Origin of the sequence: Enterobacter sp. RCC_40 (genome assembly GCF_041360735.1) — a bacterium.
In the GTDB taxonomy this organism is placed as follows: Bacteria; Pseudomonadota; Gammaproteobacteria; order Enterobacterales; family Enterobacteriaceae; genus Enterobacter; species Enterobacter ludwigii.
This window is the reverse complement of sequence record NZ_JBFUPR010000001.1, coordinates 220600-238416: the sequence shown is the minus strand read 5'-3', so window position 1 is coordinate 238416 and position 17817 is coordinate 220600. Positions and strand designations below refer to the sequence as shown.

General features: G+C 56.8%; 15 protein-coding genes and 1 riboswitch. Of the genes, 7 read left to right on the top strand and 8 right to left on the bottom strand.

Annotated elements, in window-relative coordinates; all coding sequences use genetic code 11:
• Window positions 1-177 precede the first annotated feature (177 nt).
• Genes AB6731_RS01060 through AB6731_RS01050 form a run of 3 tightly spaced genes read left to right on the top strand, consistent with a single transcriptional unit; the run spans window position 178 to window position 3406 of the window.
• Entirely contained in the window at window positions 178-1455 is a 1278-nt protein-coding gene (locus tag AB6731_RS01060; protein ID WP_020883238.1) for a nucleoside permease, read from the top strand.
• Window positions 1452-2456, top strand: a complete 1005-nt coding sequence (locus AB6731_RS01055; protein WP_020883237.1) for an ADP-ribosylglycohydrolase family protein — start codon at window positions 1452-1454, stop codon at window positions 2454-2456. Before AB6731_RS01060 ends, AB6731_RS01055 begins: the two co-directional genes overlap by 4 nt.
• Window positions 2453-3406: a PfkB family carbohydrate kinase gene (locus AB6731_RS01050; RefSeq protein WP_371005771.1), complete on the top strand. Its 954-nt coding sequence runs from the start codon at window positions 2453-2455 to the stop codon at window positions 3404-3406. The genes AB6731_RS01055 and AB6731_RS01050 overlap by 4 nt, the downstream gene beginning before the upstream one ends.
• Here the strand turns inward: AB6731_RS01050 and AB6731_RS01045 are convergent.
• The 3 genes from AB6731_RS01045 to thiM are packed head-to-tail and all read right to left on the bottom strand — an operon-like array spanning window position 3380 to window position 5736.
• Entirely contained in the window at window positions 3380-4126 is a 747-nt protein-coding gene (locus tag AB6731_RS01045) for a GntR family transcriptional regulator (RefSeq protein WP_014170861.1), read from the bottom strand. The genes AB6731_RS01050 and AB6731_RS01045 overlap by 27 nt on opposite strands.
• Window positions 4127-4168: 42 nt before the next feature.
• On the bottom strand, window positions 4169-4969 hold the full coding sequence (thiD, locus tag AB6731_RS01040; RefSeq protein WP_371005770.1) for a bifunctional hydroxymethylpyrimidine kinase/phosphomethylpyrimidine kinase: 801 nt from the start codon (window positions 4967-4969) through the stop codon (window positions 4169-4171).
• The gene (thiM, locus tag AB6731_RS01035) at window positions 4966-5736 is read right to left on the bottom strand and encodes a hydroxyethylthiazole kinase (RefSeq protein WP_371005769.1); all 771 of its coding nucleotides are present in this window, start codon (window positions 5734-5736) and stop codon (window positions 4966-4968) included. Before thiM ends, thiD begins: the two co-directional genes overlap by 4 nt.
• A 35-nt stretch (window positions 5737-5771) precedes the next feature.
• A riboswitch (TPP riboswitch) is annotated at window positions 5772-5869 on the bottom strand.
• 493 nt (window positions 5870-6362) lie between these two features.
• On the opposite strand from thiM, the gene AB6731_RS01030 reads away from it, so the two are divergent.
• Entirely contained in the window at window positions 6363-7739 is a 1377-nt protein-coding gene (locus AB6731_RS01030; protein ID WP_014170865.1) for a diaminobutyrate--2-oxoglutarate transaminase, read from the top strand.
• Window positions 7740-7757: 18 nt separating this feature from the next.
• Window positions 7758-9224: an aspartate aminotransferase family protein gene (locus AB6731_RS01025; protein WP_371005768.1), complete on the top strand. Its 1467-nt coding sequence runs from the start codon at window positions 7758-7760 to the stop codon at window positions 9222-9224.
• Window positions 9225-9260: 36 nt separating this feature from the next.
• On the opposite strand, the gene AB6731_RS01020 is transcribed toward AB6731_RS01025, so the two are convergent.
• Window positions 9261-9776 (bottom strand): protein disulfide oxidoreductase, encoded by a 516-nt coding sequence (locus AB6731_RS01020; RefSeq protein ID WP_063215281.1) that lies wholly within the window; start codon window positions 9774-9776, stop codon window positions 9261-9263.
• A gap of 70 nt (window positions 9777-9846) precedes the next feature.
• A complete protein-coding gene (locus tag AB6731_RS01015) occupies window positions 9847-10767 on the bottom strand; it encodes a LysR family transcriptional regulator (RefSeq protein ID WP_371006124.1) in 921 nt (306 codons plus the stop codon).
• 122 nt (window positions 10768-10889) lie between these two features.
• On the opposite strand from AB6731_RS01015, the gene AB6731_RS01010 reads away from it, so the two are divergent.
• Entirely contained in the window at window positions 10890-12668 is a 1779-nt protein-coding gene (locus AB6731_RS01010) for an adenine deaminase (protein WP_371005767.1), read from the top strand.
• A gap of 20 nt (window positions 12669-12688) precedes the next feature.
• Window positions 12689-14032: an NCS2 family permease gene (locus AB6731_RS01005; protein ID WP_333178175.1), complete on the top strand. Its 1344-nt coding sequence runs from the start codon at window positions 12689-12691 to the stop codon at window positions 14030-14032.
• On the opposite strand, the gene AB6731_RS01000 is transcribed toward AB6731_RS01005, so the two are convergent.
• From AB6731_RS01000 to AB6731_RS00990, 3 genes are read right to left on the bottom strand one after another with little or no spacing between them, the layout of a single operon-like run.
• Window positions 14029-16227 carry a polysaccharide biosynthesis tyrosine autokinase gene (locus tag AB6731_RS01000; protein WP_371005766.1) on the bottom strand — a complete coding sequence of 733 codons (2199 nt, stop codon included), beginning with the start codon at window positions 16225-16227 and terminating at the stop codon, window positions 14029-14031. The two genes, AB6731_RS01005 and AB6731_RS01000, sit on opposite strands and share 4 nt — an antisense overlap.
• The gene (locus tag AB6731_RS00995; protein ID WP_020883220.1) at window positions 16227-16676 is read right to left on the bottom strand and encodes a protein-tyrosine-phosphatase; all 450 of its coding nucleotides are present in this window, start codon (window positions 16674-16676) and stop codon (window positions 16227-16229) included. Before AB6731_RS00995 ends, AB6731_RS01000 begins: the two co-directional genes overlap by 1 nt.
• On the bottom strand, window positions 16676-17815 hold the full coding sequence (locus AB6731_RS00990; RefSeq protein ID WP_371005765.1) for a polysaccharide export protein: 1140 nt from the start codon (window positions 17813-17815) through the stop codon (window positions 16676-16678). Before AB6731_RS00990 ends, AB6731_RS00995 begins: the two co-directional genes overlap by 1 nt.
• Window positions 17816-17817: the final 2 nt, after the last annotated feature.

Sequence of the window (17817 nt, the reverse complement as noted above, 5' to 3'; positions counted from 1 at the left end):
CTGGTACCGACTTAACAGATTTTCCACCATTTGCATTTTTTTTCAGCACAATCTGCTGGCTCGATTCGTGTACAACAAAACTGTTACATTGATCAAACAATCACCGCAAAGGTATTTAAAAGGTATTATTAAGTGGTATGTTAAAGGCGTACCCTCTCTGACATGCAGGATTAAACAATGAAAACGAAAGTCCAACTGTCATTCATGATGTTTGTTGAATGGTTTATCTGGGGCGCGTGGTTTGTACCGCTGTGGTTGTGGCTGAGCAAAAGCGGTTTTACCGCCGGGGAAATTGGCTGGTCTTATGCCTGTACCGCGATTGCCGCGATCCTCTCCCCCATTCTGGTGGGTTCATTGACCGACCGCTTTTTCGCTGCGCAGAAAGTACTGGCCGTACTGATGTTCGCCGGTGCCATCGTGATGTACTTCGCCGCACAGCAAACCCAGTTCAGCACCTTTTTCCCGCTGCTGCTGATTTACTCCCTGACCTATATGCCGACCATTGCGCTGACCAACAGTATTGCCTTCGCCAATGTGGATGATGTGGAGGCTGATTTCCCGCGTATCCGCGTGATGGGCACCCTCGGCTGGATCGCCTCGGGACTGGCGTGCGGTTTCCTGCCGCAGATGATGGGCTATAACGACATTTCCGATACCAATATTCCGCTGCTGATGACGGCGGGCAGCTCCGCCCTGCTCGGTGTCTTTGCGCTGTTCCTGCCGAACACCCCGCCGAAGAGTACCGGCAAGATGGATTTCAAAGTCATGCTGGGGCTGGATGCGCTGATCCTGCTGCGCGATAAAAACTTCCTGGTGTTCTTCTTCTGCTCATTTCTGTTCGCAATGCCGCTGGCCTTCTATTACATCTTTGCCAACGGCTATCTCACCGAAGTGGGGATGAAAAACGCCACCGGCTGGATGACGCTCGGCCAGTTCTCCGAAATCTTCTTTATGCTGGCGCTACCGTTCTTCACCAAACGCTTTGGTATTAAGAAGGTCTTGCTGCTGGGCCTGCTCACCGCCGCCATCCGTTATGGCTTCTTTGTTTACGGTGGTGCCGACCAGTACTTCACCTATGCCCTGCTGTTCCTCGGCATTTTGCTGCATGGCGTGAGTTACGACTTCTACTATGTGACCGCGTATATCTACGTGGATAAAAAAGCGCCGGTGCATATGCGCACCGCCGCACAAGGCCTGATTACGCTGTGCTGTCAGGGGTTTGGTAGCCTGTTAGGTTACCGCCTGGGCGGCGTGATGATGGAAAAAATGTTCGCATACAAAGAGCCGGTGAATGGGTTGACCTTCAACTGGGCCGGAATGTGGGCATTCGGAGGGATCATGATTGCCGTGATCGCCGTGCTGTTTATGCTGTTTTTCCGCGAATCGGACAAAGAGATCACCGCAATTGAGGTGGTTGAAGGCGATACCGCGCTGACACGAGGGGAAGTTAAATGAAACAAGAACGTGTTCTCGGTGCCCTTTACGGGCAAGCGTTAGGGGATGCGATGGGCATGCCGTCGGAGCTTTGGCCGAGAAAGCGCGTCAAAGCGCACTTCGGCTGGATCGACCGTTTTTTACCCGGACCGGCTGAAAATAACGCCGCCTGCTATTTTAAGCAGGCAGAATTCACCGACGATACGTCAATGGCGTTATGCCTGGCGGATGCGATTATCGAATGCGACGGGCAGATCAACGCGGATGTTATCGGCAAACATATTCTGCACTGGGCGGAGTCGTTCGATGCGTTTAACAAGAATGTGTTAGGTCCGACATCGAAGATTGCGCTTAACGCCATTCGTGACGGCAAGCCGGTCAGTGAACTGGAAAACAACGGCGTCACCAACGGTGCGGCGATGCGCGCCTCTCCGCTGGGCTGCCTGCTGCCGGCCACGCGTCTGGAGCACTTTGTCGCAGAGGTGGCGCTGGCCTCAAGCCCGACCCATAAATCCGACCTCGCGATTGCCGGCGCGGTGGTGATAGCCTGGGCGGTGTCGCGTGCCATTGACGGTGAACGCTGGCAGAACATCGTCGATGCCCTGCCAGGCATTGCCCGCTACGCACAGGAAGCGAAAACAACCACCTTCAGCGCATCGCTGGCGGCACGGATTGAGCTCGCCCTTAAGACCGTGCGTGAAGCCAACGGCATCGATTCCGCCAGCGAGCAGGTTTACCAGCTTATTGGCGCGGGCACCAGCACGCTTGAGTCGGTTCCAGCGGCGATTGCGATGGTCGAACTGGCAGGCACCGACCCGAACCGCTGCGCCATTTTGTGCGCCAACCTCGGCGGTGATACGGACACCATCGGCGCGATGGCGACGGCAATCTGCGGTGCGCTTCACGGCGTACAGGCGATTGACCCGGCGTACAAGGAGGAACTCGACGCCGTAAACCGCCTCGACTTTAACCACTACTGTGAAAAACTGCTGCACTTCCGGGAGCAAAGGGAGGGCGTATGAGTGCTTTTGCTGCATGCCTTGAAACACTGCACGCCACTCGCCCGGTCACGGTGTTGGGTGCTGCGGTCATCGACGTGATCGCCGACGCCTATGCCCTGCCCTGGCGCGGGTGTGATATCGAACTCAAACAACAGGGTGTCAATATCGGCGGCTGTGCGCTGAATATTGCTATTGCGCTGAAACGGCTCGGGATCGCCGCGCAAAACGCGCTCCCTGTCGGTCACGGAGTGTGGGCAGACATCATCCGTAACGCCATGGCCAAACAGGATCTGCACAGCGTCATCGAAGTAGAAACGGGCGACAACGGCTGGTGTCTGGCGCTGGTCGAACCGGACGGTGAGCGGACCTTTATGTCGTTTAGCGGCGTGGAGAACCAGTGGCAACAGCGCTGGCTGGATGCGCTGCACGTGCCGTCTGAAAGCCTGGTCTACCTCTCAGGCTATCAGCTGGCGTCACCGTGCGGAGAGCGTCTGACGGCCTGGCTGGAAGGCCTGGAAAACATTACCGCGTTTATCGACTTTGGGCCGCGCATTGCCGATATTCCTGATGCGCTGATGGCGCGGATCATGGCCTGTAAGCCGATGGTATCGCTTAATCGCCAGGAAGCCGAGATGGCAGCGGGACGATTTGGCATGGAAGCTGAAACACTCGGCCCGCAGTGGCTACAGCGTTTTGGTTCTGCGCTGATTATTCGCCACGATAAAGACGGTGCCGCCTGGTTTGAGGGTGATAAATCGGGCTACGTTCCGGCGTTTCCCGCAACCGTCGTCGACACGATCGGTGCGGGCGACAGCCACGCCGGTGGCACGCTTGCCGGGCTGGCGGCAGGATGGTCGCTGGCTGATGCCGTTACGCTTGGCAATGCAGTGGCGGCCTGGGTCGTTAGCCACCGCGGCGGCGACTGCGCGCCAGGGCGCGAGGCGTTACTCCTCGCACACAAAGACGTATAAATCGCTACGGCAGTAGCTGATGCTGAACTCAATGGGCCGGTTCTGCTGATCAAGTGCAACCTGCTTGATCACCAGCACCGGGATTTTGTCATCCATGCGGATATGCGTCTGAAACTCGCTGTCCGGCATGCGGGCACTGACGCGTGAACGGGTGCGCTGCGGGAAGATATTCTGGCTACGGAAGTAGTCATACAGGGAAATCCCAATTGCATCCGGATCGTGAATCAACCCTACCGGCACCCAGGACTCCTCAATCGATACGGCGTCATCATCCACATAGCGGATGCGCTTAAGCAAAAAGACCTCGCTCTCCGGCGGCACTGACAGCTGGCTGGCCACCTCTTCCGGGCATTTCACTACCCGTTTATTCACCCACAACGTGTTGGGCTTTTTGCCGCGCAGCACCACCTGCTGAGAAAAACCGCGCGCTTCCTTGAGCGAGTATTCAAAGATGTTATTGATTTGCGTCCCGTAGCCGCGGGCACGCGTCACTACGCCCTCGGCTTCCAGAGCCTGCATCGCTTTGCGCACGGTAATGCGCGACACGCCGGTTAACTGACTGAGATCGCGCTCGCCGGGCAGTATATTCCCATGCTCCAGCACCCCGTTGCGTACCGCGTTTTTTACCGTTTCGGCAAATTTCAGATACAGCGGCGTGTTGTCCGGGGCGGCAATGCGTTCATTCAGTTGGTCGATTAACCGGGTATGCGCTTGTTCCATCTCTGTTTTTCTCAGGCCTGGTGTGTGTTGCCAGTATACGGCTTACCACCAGGCATGAAAATGGTGTACCGGACCAATACCGTGACCAACCTCGAGAGTATCGGCTTTTGCCAGCGCTTCGGAGAGCCAGATTTTAGCGTCGCGGACCGTATCCCCCCAGTTGTCACGACGGGGGCGCAAAGCCGCCAGCGCGGCAGAGAGCGTGCAGCCGGTCCCGTGGGTGTTTTTGGTCTGTACCCGCGGGGCCGTGAAACGCAGCGCACTGTCGTGGGTAAACAACCAGTCAGGGCTTTCTTCATCATCAAGATGACCACCTTTCATCAGCACGGCGCCGCAGCCCATCGCCAGGAGCGCATTCCCCTGCTCTTTCATTTCGCGCTCATTCTGCGCGTGCGGCGCATCCAGCAGCGCAGCAGCTTCAGGCAGATTAGGCGTGATAAGCGCCACCTGCGGCAGCAGCTTATTTCGCAGCGTCTCGACGGCGGAAGTGGACAGCAGCGGGTCACCGCTTTTTGCCAGCATCACGGTATCCAGCACCACGTTTTGCACCTGGTAACGTTTAAGCCGTTCTGCCACCGCTTCAACAATGTCGGTCTCGGCCAGCATCCCAATCTTGGTGGTGTCGATTCGTACATCGCTGAAAACCGAATCCAGCTGTGCGGCGACAAAGTCCGGCTCAATGCGGTAAACCGACTGCACGCCACGCGTATTTTGCGCCACCAGCGCGGTAATCACCGAGCAGCCGTATGCGCCGAGTGCGGAGAATGTTTTCAAATCAGCCTGAATGCCCGCGCCGCCGCTTGGGTCGGTACCGGCAATGGTAAGGGCGTTAATCCGTTTCATACCCGTTCCTCCAGAGTGTAGAGCGCGTCGAGGAACGCACTGGCAAAACTGCCGGGACCACCAGACCGGGCGACGGCCGCCGTTCCGGCACGTTTCATCCATCCGCAAGCGGCGGCGATGTTATCCAGCCGGTCACCGGGAAGCGAGCAGCTCGCCGCCACGACTGCCGAGAGCGCGCATCCCGTTCCCACCACGCGGGTCATTATCGGGTCACCGCCCACGACCGTGCGGGTGCGTTGCCCGTCGGTGACGTAATCCCGTTCACCGGTGACCACCACAATGGCATTCGTCTGGCAAGCCAGCGCCTGCGCGGCAGGCAGCGCAGCAGCCGCCGTGTCGGTGGTATCGACGCCGCGCCCGCCCGCACTCATCCCGGCAAGGGCGAGAATTTCCGAGGCATTGCCGCGAATGGCCGCCGGTTTCAGGGCGAGGATTTGGTGGCAAAAACGGGTGCGGAACGTCAGCGCCCCTACGGCAACCGGGTCAAGCGTCCAGGGTTTCCCTGCTGCCACTGCACGCTCAATCGCCCGGCGCATCGACTGGGCGCGCGGCGCCGTCAGCGTCCCGACGTTAATCAGCAGGGCATCTGCGAGCGTGGCAAACTGCTCAGCCTCTTCGGCTTCAATCACCATAGCCGGAGAAGCGCCAAGCGCCAGTAACACATTGGCCGTAAAGGTCTGTACCACATCGTTGGTCATACAGTGGGTAAGCGGGGAACGGGTTCGAAATTGATGTAAAACGTGTAAATCGAGCAGGTCAGGCTGCATGGTATCGCTCCTGCCGTGCGTGAAGAAGCGATGACCGGGAAGGCATCTGACTTCCCTACGCTGGCATTATCCAGATCAGGTAATACGGGTATTTCTCAGCCTTCATTTAAGAAGGGCACCCCGAGTCATTGGTAAGAATTCACTTACATTTGGCAGATTAGGGGAAGAGTACCAGTGATGCAAGGCCTGTTGATTTCTCGCTTTCATGATTTTGTTATACCAATCAGATGTAATGAGAAGCCTGTAACCGCTATGTCCGGGAATAAAAACAACCTGTCGTGACCCCGGTATTTTGCAGGTAATGTCGAGATAATACGCTTAAAGGGGCTATCTGCCCCCCTTAACGTCCCTCAATGGCACGATTTGTCACACACTTTTCTCTCTTTTTACAGTCCTGACAAAATACGCGTAACCGGCTGTTTTTGTTTGGCATAAAGCGCAATTTTCATTCTTAAAATGAGGATATTCCCTCCCCCGTACCGCATGTCATAAAACAGTAAACAAATTAACCATTGAGCCTCGTGACAAAAGGCTCTATATTGGCGGCGTTTTTTTCAGGCCCCCATCTGTTTTTTAACTTTTTATTCAATCGTTGCTCATAACGAAGCGGCGGTTGTAGGAGTGATATGATGACGGATAAAGTCCGTATTGACACCGTAGATGCCCACAAAAGCAACGAAACCTATCTGGCCCGTCAGGCCGAGTTTGAATCTAACGTCAGGAGTTATCCGCGCAAACTGCCTTTAGCAATCACTAAAGCAGAAGGCGTGTGGATCACCGATGCAGACAATAAAGAATACCTTGACTGTTTAGCAGGCGCAGGCACCCTTGCGCTTGGACATAACCATCCTGATGTGCTGAAAAGCATCCAAAATGTCATTACCAGCGGCTTGCCGTTACATACTCTGGATCTGACTACGCCTCTGAAAGACGCGTTCTCAGAATATCTGCTCTCTCTGCTGCCTGGTCAGGGCAAAGAGTACTGCCTGCAGTTCACCGGTCCATCCGGTGCTGATGCCGTTGAAGCGGCGCTGAAACTGGCGAAAAAAGTGACCGGTCGTAGCGGTATCATCAGCTTCTCTGGTGGTTACCACGGTATGACTCACGGCGCACTGGCCGTTACCGGCAACCTGTCTCCGAAAGAAGCGGTTAACGGTATGATGCCAGAAGTGCAGTTTATGCCTTACCCACACCAGTACCGTTGCCCACTGGGTATCGGCGGTGAGGCGGGTGTGAAAGCGCTGACCTACTATTTCGAAAACCTGATCAACGACGTTGAAAGCGGCGTGCGTAAACCTGCGGCAGTGATCCTTGAAGCCGTTCAGGGTGAAGGCGGCGTTAACCCGGCTCCGGTTGAGTGGCTGCAGCGCATCCGTAAAGTGACTCAGGAACACGGCATTCTGCTGATCCTCGACGAAGTTCAGGCTGGCTTTGCCCGTACCGGTAAATTCTTCGCCTTCGAACACGCGGGCATTGAGCCAGACATCATCGTGATGTCTAAAGCGGTTGGCGGCGGTCTGCCACTGGCGGTACTCGGCATCAAAAAACAGTTCGACGCGTGGGCACCAGGCCACCACACCGGTACCTTCCGCGGCAACCAGCTGGCAATGGCAACCGGTCTGACAACGCTGAAAATCCTGAAAGACCAGAACATCGCGGGCAAAGTGGCCGCACAGGGCGAATGGCTGAAAGGCCAGCTGAACGAGATGGCGAAACGCTATCCGGTTATCGGTCACGTTCGCGGCCTGGGCATGATGATCGGGATTGAGATCGTTAAGCCACACGAAGCGGCAGACCACATGGGTTGCTACCCGGGTGATGGCGAGCTGTCTGCACTGATTCAGAAGAAGTGCTTCGAAGCCGGCCTGATTCTGGAGCGCGGTGGTCGCAACGGTATTGTTCTGCGTCTGCTGCCTTCCCTGCTGATCAGCGATGATGAGCTGAAAGTCTTCCTGGATAAATTCGAGCAGGCACTGCTTGCTGCGGGCGTTCGCCCGGCGTAACCGGAGTTGTTGAACACGATGTCAGATTCAAACCCAATTTTGTTCTCCTCTGCACAGAGCATTGAAGCTTACCAGCAGGCGATTGAACAAAGCACTCAGGCTGTGATGCAGTGGCTGAAACAGCCTGAGATGTATCAGGGCAAAACGGTCGCGGAATTGCGCGACCGTATTAAGCTGGATTTCAACCCGAAAGGGCTGGGCAACGAAGCGGCGATTGAACGCGCCGTGGAGTTCTTCCTGAAAGACAGCCTGTCCGTTCATCACCCGCAGTGTGTGGCGCACCTGCACTGCCCAAGCCTGGTGGTTAGCCAGGCGGCGGAAGTGCTGATTAACGCCACTAACCAGAGCATGGACTCCTGGGATCAAAGCCCGTCCGCAACCATCATTGAGATCAAGCTGATCGAATGGCTGCGTACCCGCGTGGGTTATCAGGCTGGCGACGCCGGTGTGTTCACCAGCGGCGGCACGCAGAGCAACCTGATGGGTCTGATGCTGGCCCGTGATGCGTTCTTCGCGCGTCAGGGTCATTCCGTTCAGCAGGACGGCCTGGTTGGCGATCTGCGTAAAATCCGCGTGCTGTGCTCTGAAAACGCACACTTCTCCGTGCAGAAGAACATGGCGCTGATGGGTCTGGGCTACCAGTCCGTCGTGCAGGTGAAAACGGATGAATTCTCGCGCATGGATCTCAACGATCTGGCAGCGAAAATTGAGCAGTGCAATGCTAACGGCGAGCAGATCCTGGCGATTGTTGCCACTGCCGGTACTACCGATGCAGGTGCAATCGATCCGCTGCGTGCCATTGCTGAACTGGCGGCGAAACAGAATATCTGGGTACACGTTGATGCGGCCTGGGGCGGCGCGCTGCTGATGTCTGAGCAGTATCGTCACTACCTGGACGGTATCGAGCTGGTGGATTCCGTTACTCTGGACTTCCACAAGCAGTTCTTCCAGACCATCAGCTGCGGTGCGTTCCTGCTCAAAGAAGCGCGCCACTATGAGCTGATGCGCTATCAGGCGGCCTATCTGAACTCTGAGTTCGATGAAGAAGCTGGCGTGCCTAACCTGGTGTCCAAATCTCTGCAGACGACCCGTCGTTTCGACGCGCTGAAGCTGTGGATGAGCCTGGAAGCGCTGGGTCAGGAACAATACGCGGCGATCATCGATCACGGTGTTACGCTGGCACAGCAGGTTGCGGCTTACGTGAAAGAGCAGCCTGCTCTGGAACTGGTTATGCAGCCGCAGCTGGCAAGCGTACTGTTCCGCTTCCGTGAACAGGTACAGATGGACGACGCGGGTATCGCCCTGTTGAACCAGAAAATTGGTGATGCGCTGCTGGAATCCGGCCGTGCTAACGTCGGCGTGACCGAGCATAACGGCGTCACCTGCCTGAAGCTGACTCTGCTGAACCCAACCGTGACCCTGGAGGACATTAAAGTCCTGCTGTCGCTGGTTGAGCGTACCGCACAGGAAGTTCTGGCGAAGTAATATCCAGCCCCTCTTCCGCCGGAAGAGGGGCTCTCTTTACAGCCCTGCCCACCACAGTCTGAGCTTCATTCCCCAGTAACTTGTCCACCCCGTAGTGGTACTGACCACTTTCCCCTTCGACACGATCACTAGCGTCGGTGTTACGCTCACCTGCCACGCCTGTGACAGCGCACCGTTGGCATCGTTGACCACCGGCATGACCAGCTGTTTCTTGTCGACCCAGCGCGCCAGCTTTGCATCGTCGCCGGAACGCATGGCGATACTCACGACGTTGCCACCCTGTTCTGCCAGCGTATTGACCGAGGGCGTCGTAAACCGGCAGATGCTGCACCAGGTTGCCCATACGTATATCAGCAGCGGGTGTTCCTGGCTGAGTGCCGTTATATCGTGGCTCTTTCCGTCGATGCTGTGCATCGGTGCAGCGCTAAAGCTGGCGGGGAGTGTGGGCTTGCGGTATTGATCCACGCCCCACATGACGGCCAGCGCGAGCAGAAAGAAGATGATCCCTTCCCGCGCCCAGCGGCGCAGTCGACTGAATTTGCGGTTTTCCATTGTGACCTCTTGATGAATCGACGGTCATCTTAGCGAGCAATGCGCCATCACGCTGTAAAGAAGTGTCGGGTCATTTCGTTCGCAACGTGTCGGCCATCAGCGTAAAGCAGGATTCGATAAGCGGAGGAAGCGGCTGCGGGGCGCGCATTAACGCCACCGTGCGGGCCAGGGCCGGTTGTTGAAGATGTACCACCCTGAGCTGCGGGTCCTGGAGGTGCGTGGTATAGAGCTGCGGTAAAATCGCCACGGCGAGTTTCGAGCGCACCAGACCATACAACGTTTCGATGTAGTCCACCTGATAGCGTGTCGGCAACGACAAACGGTGGCTTTCCGCGAGCGCCGCAACCAGACGCTGAATATTACCTTTTGAGAACACGGCGATATCCCGCCCTGCCAGTTGCTTCCAGGGCAGGTGCGCCGACGCGGCCAGCGGATCGTCGCTGTGAATAACCGCGACAAACGGGTCATCCTGTAAGGGAAACACGTTCAGCTTGTCGGGAACAGAGTTATCGAGCGCACCAATGCCGAAATCAATCTGCCCTTTCAGCAGCTGGGCCACCAGCGCATCGTTGGTTTGATCGTGAAATTCCACCCTGAGGCGGGGAAAAGCCTGCGCGAGCGTCCGGGGCAACAAGGGGAACAGCAGCGAACTCACGGAAGGGATCAGCCCGATACGCACCGTTCCTTCGCCGCCCGCCTGAACAATTTGCTGCATGTCGTCAAACGCAAGCTGCGCCACGCTGAGCACCCGCTGCGCGTGCGGCAGGATGGCATTGCCAAGCTCCGTCAACGTCACGGCCGAGGCGGTCCGGTTAACCAGTTTACCCCCAAGCACCGTCTCGATTTGCCGCAACGCACTGCTGAGGGCCGGCTGGCTGATAGCCAGTTTGCTGGCGGTATCAGTAAAATGACGCAGTTGCGCCAGAGTGACAAAATACTGTAGCTGTCGAAGAGAGAGCGCGGGCAAGCGCTGCCAGGGTTCCGTCATGATTATCCATTACACGCGTCACAGAATAACCCGGGGTTATCGGGCGATAAATTTTATCAGCTGGGCAAACGTTTGCCGTGTGCATAGAGTAGCGTCATTATTTTGATGCTGGAACTGTTAATTGCATGACTGCTGAAACCCGACGCCGCGCCGTTCAGGCTGCACGAGGCGAAATGCCCTTTGACCTGCTGCTCACCGATACCCGTATTGTGGATATGGTCACCGGTGAGATCCGCGAAGCGGATGTTGGTATCGTGGGATCACTGATTGCCAGTGTACATCCGCGCGGCAGCCGCAACGACGCGCATGAGACCCACGCGCTGAACAACCAGTTTCTGTCGCCAGGGCTGATGGATACCCACGTCCACCTTGAAAGCTCCCATCTTATGCCCGCCCGCTACGCGGAGATTGTGCTTGCACAGGGCACCACGGCGGTCTTCTGGGATCCGCATGAACTGGCCAACGTGCTGGGCATTGACGGTGTCCGTTTTGCCATTGAGGCCAGCCGCAATCTGCCGCTGCAGGTGATGGTCGCCGCGCCTTCAAGCGTGCCCTCAACGCCCGGCCTGGAAATGTCCGGGGCGGATTTTGCCGGAGACGAGATGAACACCCTGCTCGGCTGGCCGGAAGTGCGCGGTGTGGCTGAAGTGATGGACATGCACGGGGTGCTTAATGGCAGCCAGCGTATGCTTGAAATTATGCAGGCCGGGCTCGACAGCGGAAAGCTGATTGAAGGCCATGCCCGCGGTCTCAGCGGTGCGGATTTACAGGCTTATCTGGCAGCAGGCGTGACTTCTGACCATGAGTTAACGTCAGCTGACGATGCGCTGGAAAAACTGCGTGCCGGGCTGACGCTGGAGATCCGCGGTTCGCACCCTTATCTGCTGCCCGATATTGTCAGCGCCCTGAAAACGCTCCCCCATCTTTCGTCTCACATCACGGTTTGCACCGATGATGTTCCGCCAGACATCCTCATGGAAAAAGGCGGGATCATCGCGCTGCTGAACCTGCTGATTGAACATGGATTAGCGGCCACCGACGCACTGCGTTTTGCAACGCTCAATGCGGCCATTCGCCTGCAGCGTAACGACCTTGGGCTGATTGCCGCCGGGCGTCGCGCGGATCTGGTGGTGTTTGACTCGCTGGATAAACTGACGGCGCGCCAGGTCTACGTCGCCGGAAAGCTGATTGCCCAGGACGGAGCAACGCTCGAACCTGTTGCTGATACGCCTCTTACATTGCCGCGTGATACCGTACGGTTGTCTGCCCTGACCGCTGATGATTTTTACATGCGCATTGGCAACGCGAACCATGGCGTGGCTCGCTTGCGCCACATCTGCGGCGCGCGCTTTACCCGCTGGGGTGAAACAGATGTGCAGGTGCGCAACGGGTGCGTGCAGATCCCGGACGGTTTTAGCCTGATCTGGGTTCAGCATCGCCATGCCCGTCATGCAGCAAAACCGCAAATTGCCCTGCTTGAAGGCTGGGGGGAACTGCGCGGGGCGATTGCCACCAGCTACTCGCACGACTCTCACAACCTGGTGGTTTTGGGCCGCGATCCGAACGATATGGCGCTGGCTGCCAATACGCTTATCAACAGCGGTGGTGGCATGGCGCTGGCGCAACAGGGTGACGTGATTGCCCACGTTGCCATGCCGATTGCGGGCATGCTGTCGGAACTGCCACCTGCCGAGCTGGCGCTGCAGTTCAGGACGCTGCGCGATCGCAGCAGTCTGATTGCCGACTGGGAACCGCCTTATCGGGTCTTTAAGGCCATCGAAGGAACCTGCCTTGCCTGTAATGCCGGGCCACATTTGACCGATCTTGGACTGACCGATGGCAGCACGCGCCAGATTGTCGATCCGCTGATTTCTTACCGGGAAACCCCGGACAACACACAATAATACCGAAGGAGAGCCGGATAATGGCCGACAATACCGTGAATTCGCCAGCACCAGGGCGCTGGCTTGAACGTCGTTTTGCACTCCATGCACGCGGGAGCACCGTGCGCACCGAGTGCCTGGCGGGTATCACCGGTTTTCTCGCCGCCGCCTATTTGCTGGTGGTGATCCCGGGGCTGCTGGCCGTGGGAGGAATGGACAAAGGCGCCGCGACCACGGGCACCATTCTGGTCTTCGTTGCCGGGACGCTGCTGATGGCGTTTTACGCCAACCTGCCGTTTATCGTCGGGCCAGGAATTGGTGGCTCGGTGCTGGTCGGGGTGACGCTTGCGGGCAGTGAAGGCATTGGCTGGCAAATTGGTCTGGGTATCGCCTGCTGGTCGGGGATTTTATTCTTCCTGCTGACCCGGTTTGGCCTGCGTGAAGTGGTGACCCGCTCGGTGCCGCAGTCCATCAAGCTGGGGCTGACGGCCTCCATCGGGCTGTTTGTCGCCGTACTCGGTTTCCGCAACGCCGGGCTGGTGCTGGCGAATGCCAAAACGAACGCACTGATGCTGGGAGATTTTTTATCACCCGGTGCGCTGGTGGCGTTGCTCGGCCTGTTCCTGGCTATCGGCCTGCAGGCTCGTCGTATTCCGGGTGCGATCCTGTGGGCTATCCTGCTCGCGACCCTCGTGGGTATTCCGATGGGCGTCACGAAATTACCCGCCAGTTTTATCGATGTGCCCCACGCCATCGCTCCCGTCCTCGGGCATGTCGATATGCTGGGCGCGCTGAATATTGCCTTTCTGCCGTTCCTGTTTGTCTTCTTCGCCTCCGAGTTTTTCTCCACCATGGGAACAACGCTGGCGGTGGGCGGGGAAGCAGGGCTGCTGGATGAAGAAGGCAATATGCCGAACATTAACCGCCCGTTTATGGTGGACTCCATTGCCGCCGCGATTGGCCCGTGGGTAGGCATTCCTGCCGCCACGGCGTTGATTGAATCGTCCGCAGCCGCGGAAGCCGGCGGCAAAACCGGCATGACCGCGCTGGCCGCGGCGGTAATGTTCCTGCTGATGCTGCTGTTTACCCCTGTGGCGCTGATGATCCCGAAAGAAGCCACGGCGCCCGCCCTGATCCTCATCGGGCTGAATATGTTTAGCGGTTTACGTAAGGTTGATCTGGCGAACTTCACCGACGGCTTGCCGGTGTTGATGATGGTGATGATTACGCTGATTGCCAACAGTTTCGGGACCGGTATTGCGGGCGGGCTGCTGTTTTATATCGTTATCAAAGCGATAGCCGGGAAATGGCGCGATATCCCCGTCGGTCTTTGGATCCTCGCCATTCCCCTGGTGTATTACTTCGCCACGCTGGTGAAGCACTAACCCTCACGCCTCTTTTCCTTCGGGGTATAGCCGTAGTCGAAATGGCTATACCCCGCGCTGTAATACAGCGCCGCAGATTTCACGATATCATTGAGAATGGCACCGTTCACCTGCACACCCATCTGCTGCAGACGCTTTACACAGTTTTCCGTCTCTTTCACGTTGGTTTTACCAAAGCGGGCAACCAGTAACGTGGTTGCGGCCACTCTGGCAATCAGCACCGCATCGGTCACGGCCAGCACCGGCGGTGTATCAACGATAACAACGTCATAGTGTGCGTTCATCCCCGACATCACCTCCTGGAAGCGTTCTCCCATGAGCAGCTCCGCGGGACGTAACGGCTGAGGACCGCAGGTCAGAACATCAAATCCCGCCTTATCAACGCGCTGGATCGCCTCCTGCCACGCCACATTTCCCTCAAGGACAGCGGATAATCCGTGATGGTTGTTCAGCTTAAAGAGATTATGCACATAGCCTTTACGCATATCCGCATCGATAAAGAGCACCCGTTTTCCGGCCTGAGCCGCTATTGATGCCAGTGACGTGCTGACCAGCGTTTTGCCGCAATTCTGCGTGGGGCCCGTAATCACAACGATCTGGTTTGAGGCGTCCATCATCGTGAAGTGCAGGCTGGTACGCAGTCCGCGCATCGCTTCAACAAACATATCCGCTGGCCGCTCTGTGGGCAGGAAGGGGATATCCGAAGTTTTGTGTTTCCCGTGGGGCGCCAAAAAGTGCTTTCGGCGCAAATGCGTTTTTTTCCACAGCCAGACCGAGCGCGGCAGCGTCGCCAGAACCGGCATCCCCTGCTCTTCTATTTGCTCTGACGAGGTGATCCCTCGCCGACAGGCAGTACGAACCAACACCCAGCCCATGGAGACCATCAGCCCTAGCAGCACGCCAGGCAGAATAATAAGCGCTTTACGGGGCTTTATTGGCTCAGGTTGCGTAACCGCGGTATCAATGATCCGCACGTTGCCGATGGCGCTGGAGCGTGAAATGTTCAGTTCCTGTTGGCGTGTCAGCAGCTGCAGGTAAATGGTACGCCCGGACTCGACATCACGGCTCAGGCGCAACACTTCCTGCTGGGTAGAAGGCATAGATGAAACCCGGCTGTTCAGGCGCGCGCGTCCCTCTTCGAGCGTTTGTCGCTTCTCCCGTAATGCGCGATAGGTCGGGTGATCCTTTTTGAAAAGCTGAGAAACCTCTGCCTCACGAAAGGTCAGTTCGTTGAGTTGATTTTCCACGTTAACGACCTGATCCAGTACGGACTTCGCCTCAAGGGATAAGTCGACGGAATCGCGCTGCGCCCGATAGGCATTCAGTCGTGCTTCGGCCTCATCCAGTTCGTGACGGACCTTAGGTAACTGCTCCTGCAAAAACGCCAGACTTCGGGAATCCTGTGCCTCCTGGCGCGCAATATTCTGGCTGAGATAATTTTCTGCAATCGTATTGAGCACCACCGCTATCCTGTCCGGGTCTTCACCCGTCAGCGTCAGGGTGATCATACCGCTCTGTTTACCGGATTCCGCGACAAAAAGTCTCTTCTGCAGCGCGTTAATTGCCTCAAGCCTGGTAAAGGCTTGAAGGGTAAATTGGGTCCCCGGCTCCGCGCTGAGCGAGGTCACCAGAAGCGTGATCCCGTCTTTCACCAGCCGTTTGCCAACCCTACCGTCAGCCTTAAGCGTCTCCCCTTCCAGACGATACCGGCCCTGCCCCAGCACGGTCAGGACAACCGCTTGCGGTTTCCCCTCCTGCTGGGGCAGGGTAAGCTCACCTATCGTCATGTTGCCCGGTTTGCTGCCGCGTAGACGTTCCCAGAGGCGCCCCACAACCGGGAGAACGCGCTGTTTTACCTGATATGTCAGCCCCAGATTATCAACGGTTCCCCCCAGGATCATGCGCGATTTAAGCAGCAACAGTTCAGGTTCAGCGTCGGGTGAAAGGTCAGACCCAAACTGGCTTAAGCTTTTAAGCAACGAGTTGTCCTGCTTTGCTTCTATTTGTACCAGGGCATCCGCCTGGTAGACCGGCGTGGCGCTAAACGCGTAGAGCCCCGCGCACACCGTAAACAGGAGCGTGACCAGCCCGATTAGCATGCGGTGATCAATCATCTCAGCAAGTAGCTGCATAAGATCGATTTCATTACTGTGCGGTGCGGCAGCACCGTATTTGTCTGATGTATGAGAAGACATTAACGCTTCATTCCTTTTTGACCCACACGACGAGCCCATTCCTGACTGGCTTTTACCAGCTGCCCGAAAACATATTCAAACGCTTCACGACTTTTGCGGTAAGGATCGGGAATGTCCCTGTTTTCCAGCCATTGGCCAAACAGCAGCGATTTTCCGCGACATTCGGGCGACACAGCGGCAATAAAACGCAGGTGCTCCGGCTCCATCACCAGAATCAAATCGGAGGTTTGCAACATGCTGCGCGTCATCTTGCGTGCCACGTGCCCCTCCAGCGAAACGCCGTAACACCGGGCCACCTCCCGTGCAGTTGCATCCGCCGGGCGTCCTTCAAATCCGTAAATCCCAGCCGATGTCACGAGTCTGCCGGGCAGCTGTTGTCGCAACAGCCGCTCCCCCATCGGCGAACGGCAAATATTGCCGGTGCAAACCACTAAGATTGAGTTGAACATTATTGCGGCCATGAACGGATGAAGCGGACGGTTTCGGTCAGGTCATGGACACCGCTGATGGTGGGTACCAGCTGTGTGATCACGCGATTCCAGCGTGACAACGGCGCGGTGGTGACGTAGACAATGTCATACGGTTCAAGCTGGAATTCCGTCCCCAGTACCATCGCGGAGGCATCCTTCGCATTGAGCTGATAGATATTGGCAATTTTGTCCGTCGCCCCTTTTTTCGCTACCGAGCGAATAACAAAAATCCCGGTTGCATCGGCCATATTCTGATCCAGCCCGCCTGCATTCCCCAGGGCTTCCGCCAGGGTCATTCCGCTACGATCCATCTTTAATGTGCTCTGCTTCACCACCTCGCCCATCACGAACACTTTTAAGGCATCGTTACGCGGAACAAAGAGGATATCGCCCGGATACAGCAGCTTATTCTGGCTTAAATCACCATGCTGCATCAGCGCATAGAGCGAAAGGCGCGCGTCCTGGCCATTATGCGTGAGGACCACGTTACGCCAGTCGGCATCCGCGGAAAGCCCACCTGCGGCGTTGACCGCGTCCATTACCGTCAACGGAATATTGGTTATCGGTTGCTGGCCTGATTTTGCCACCTCTCCCGTCACATAGGCTTTTTGTGAGCGGAAAGACGCCACGCTGACATCCACCTGCGGGCTCTCAATGACCTTCTCCAGTTGCTCGGTGATTGCTTCACGCACCTGCGCGACCGTTTTGCCTGCAACATGCAGTTTTCCGACGTAGGGATAGAAGAGCGTTCCATCCGCATTTACCCAGTTACCCGCGTCACTCGCGGTACGATACTGCCCTGCGGGCGTGGTTAATTCCGGATGATCCCAGACGGTGACCGTCAGGATGTCGCCGGTGCCTATGCGGTATTCCCAGTTTTTAACCTGCTCATCCAGAGTAGGATTTGCCTGAGATTTGAGGACAGGCGGTCGCAATCTTTCAATGAGCGCCGGGGTCAAGGGATAAATTTCCACGTGTTGATCGAGCTGATAATTTGTTTCTCCGTCAGTCATGACTTTTTTCCCGGTAATGCTGAGATCCTGACCTGGCGAAAATACGCAACCAGTTAACTGGCCGACTGAAAGAAATAAAAGTGAAAATAGCGTTGTATTTTTCATTT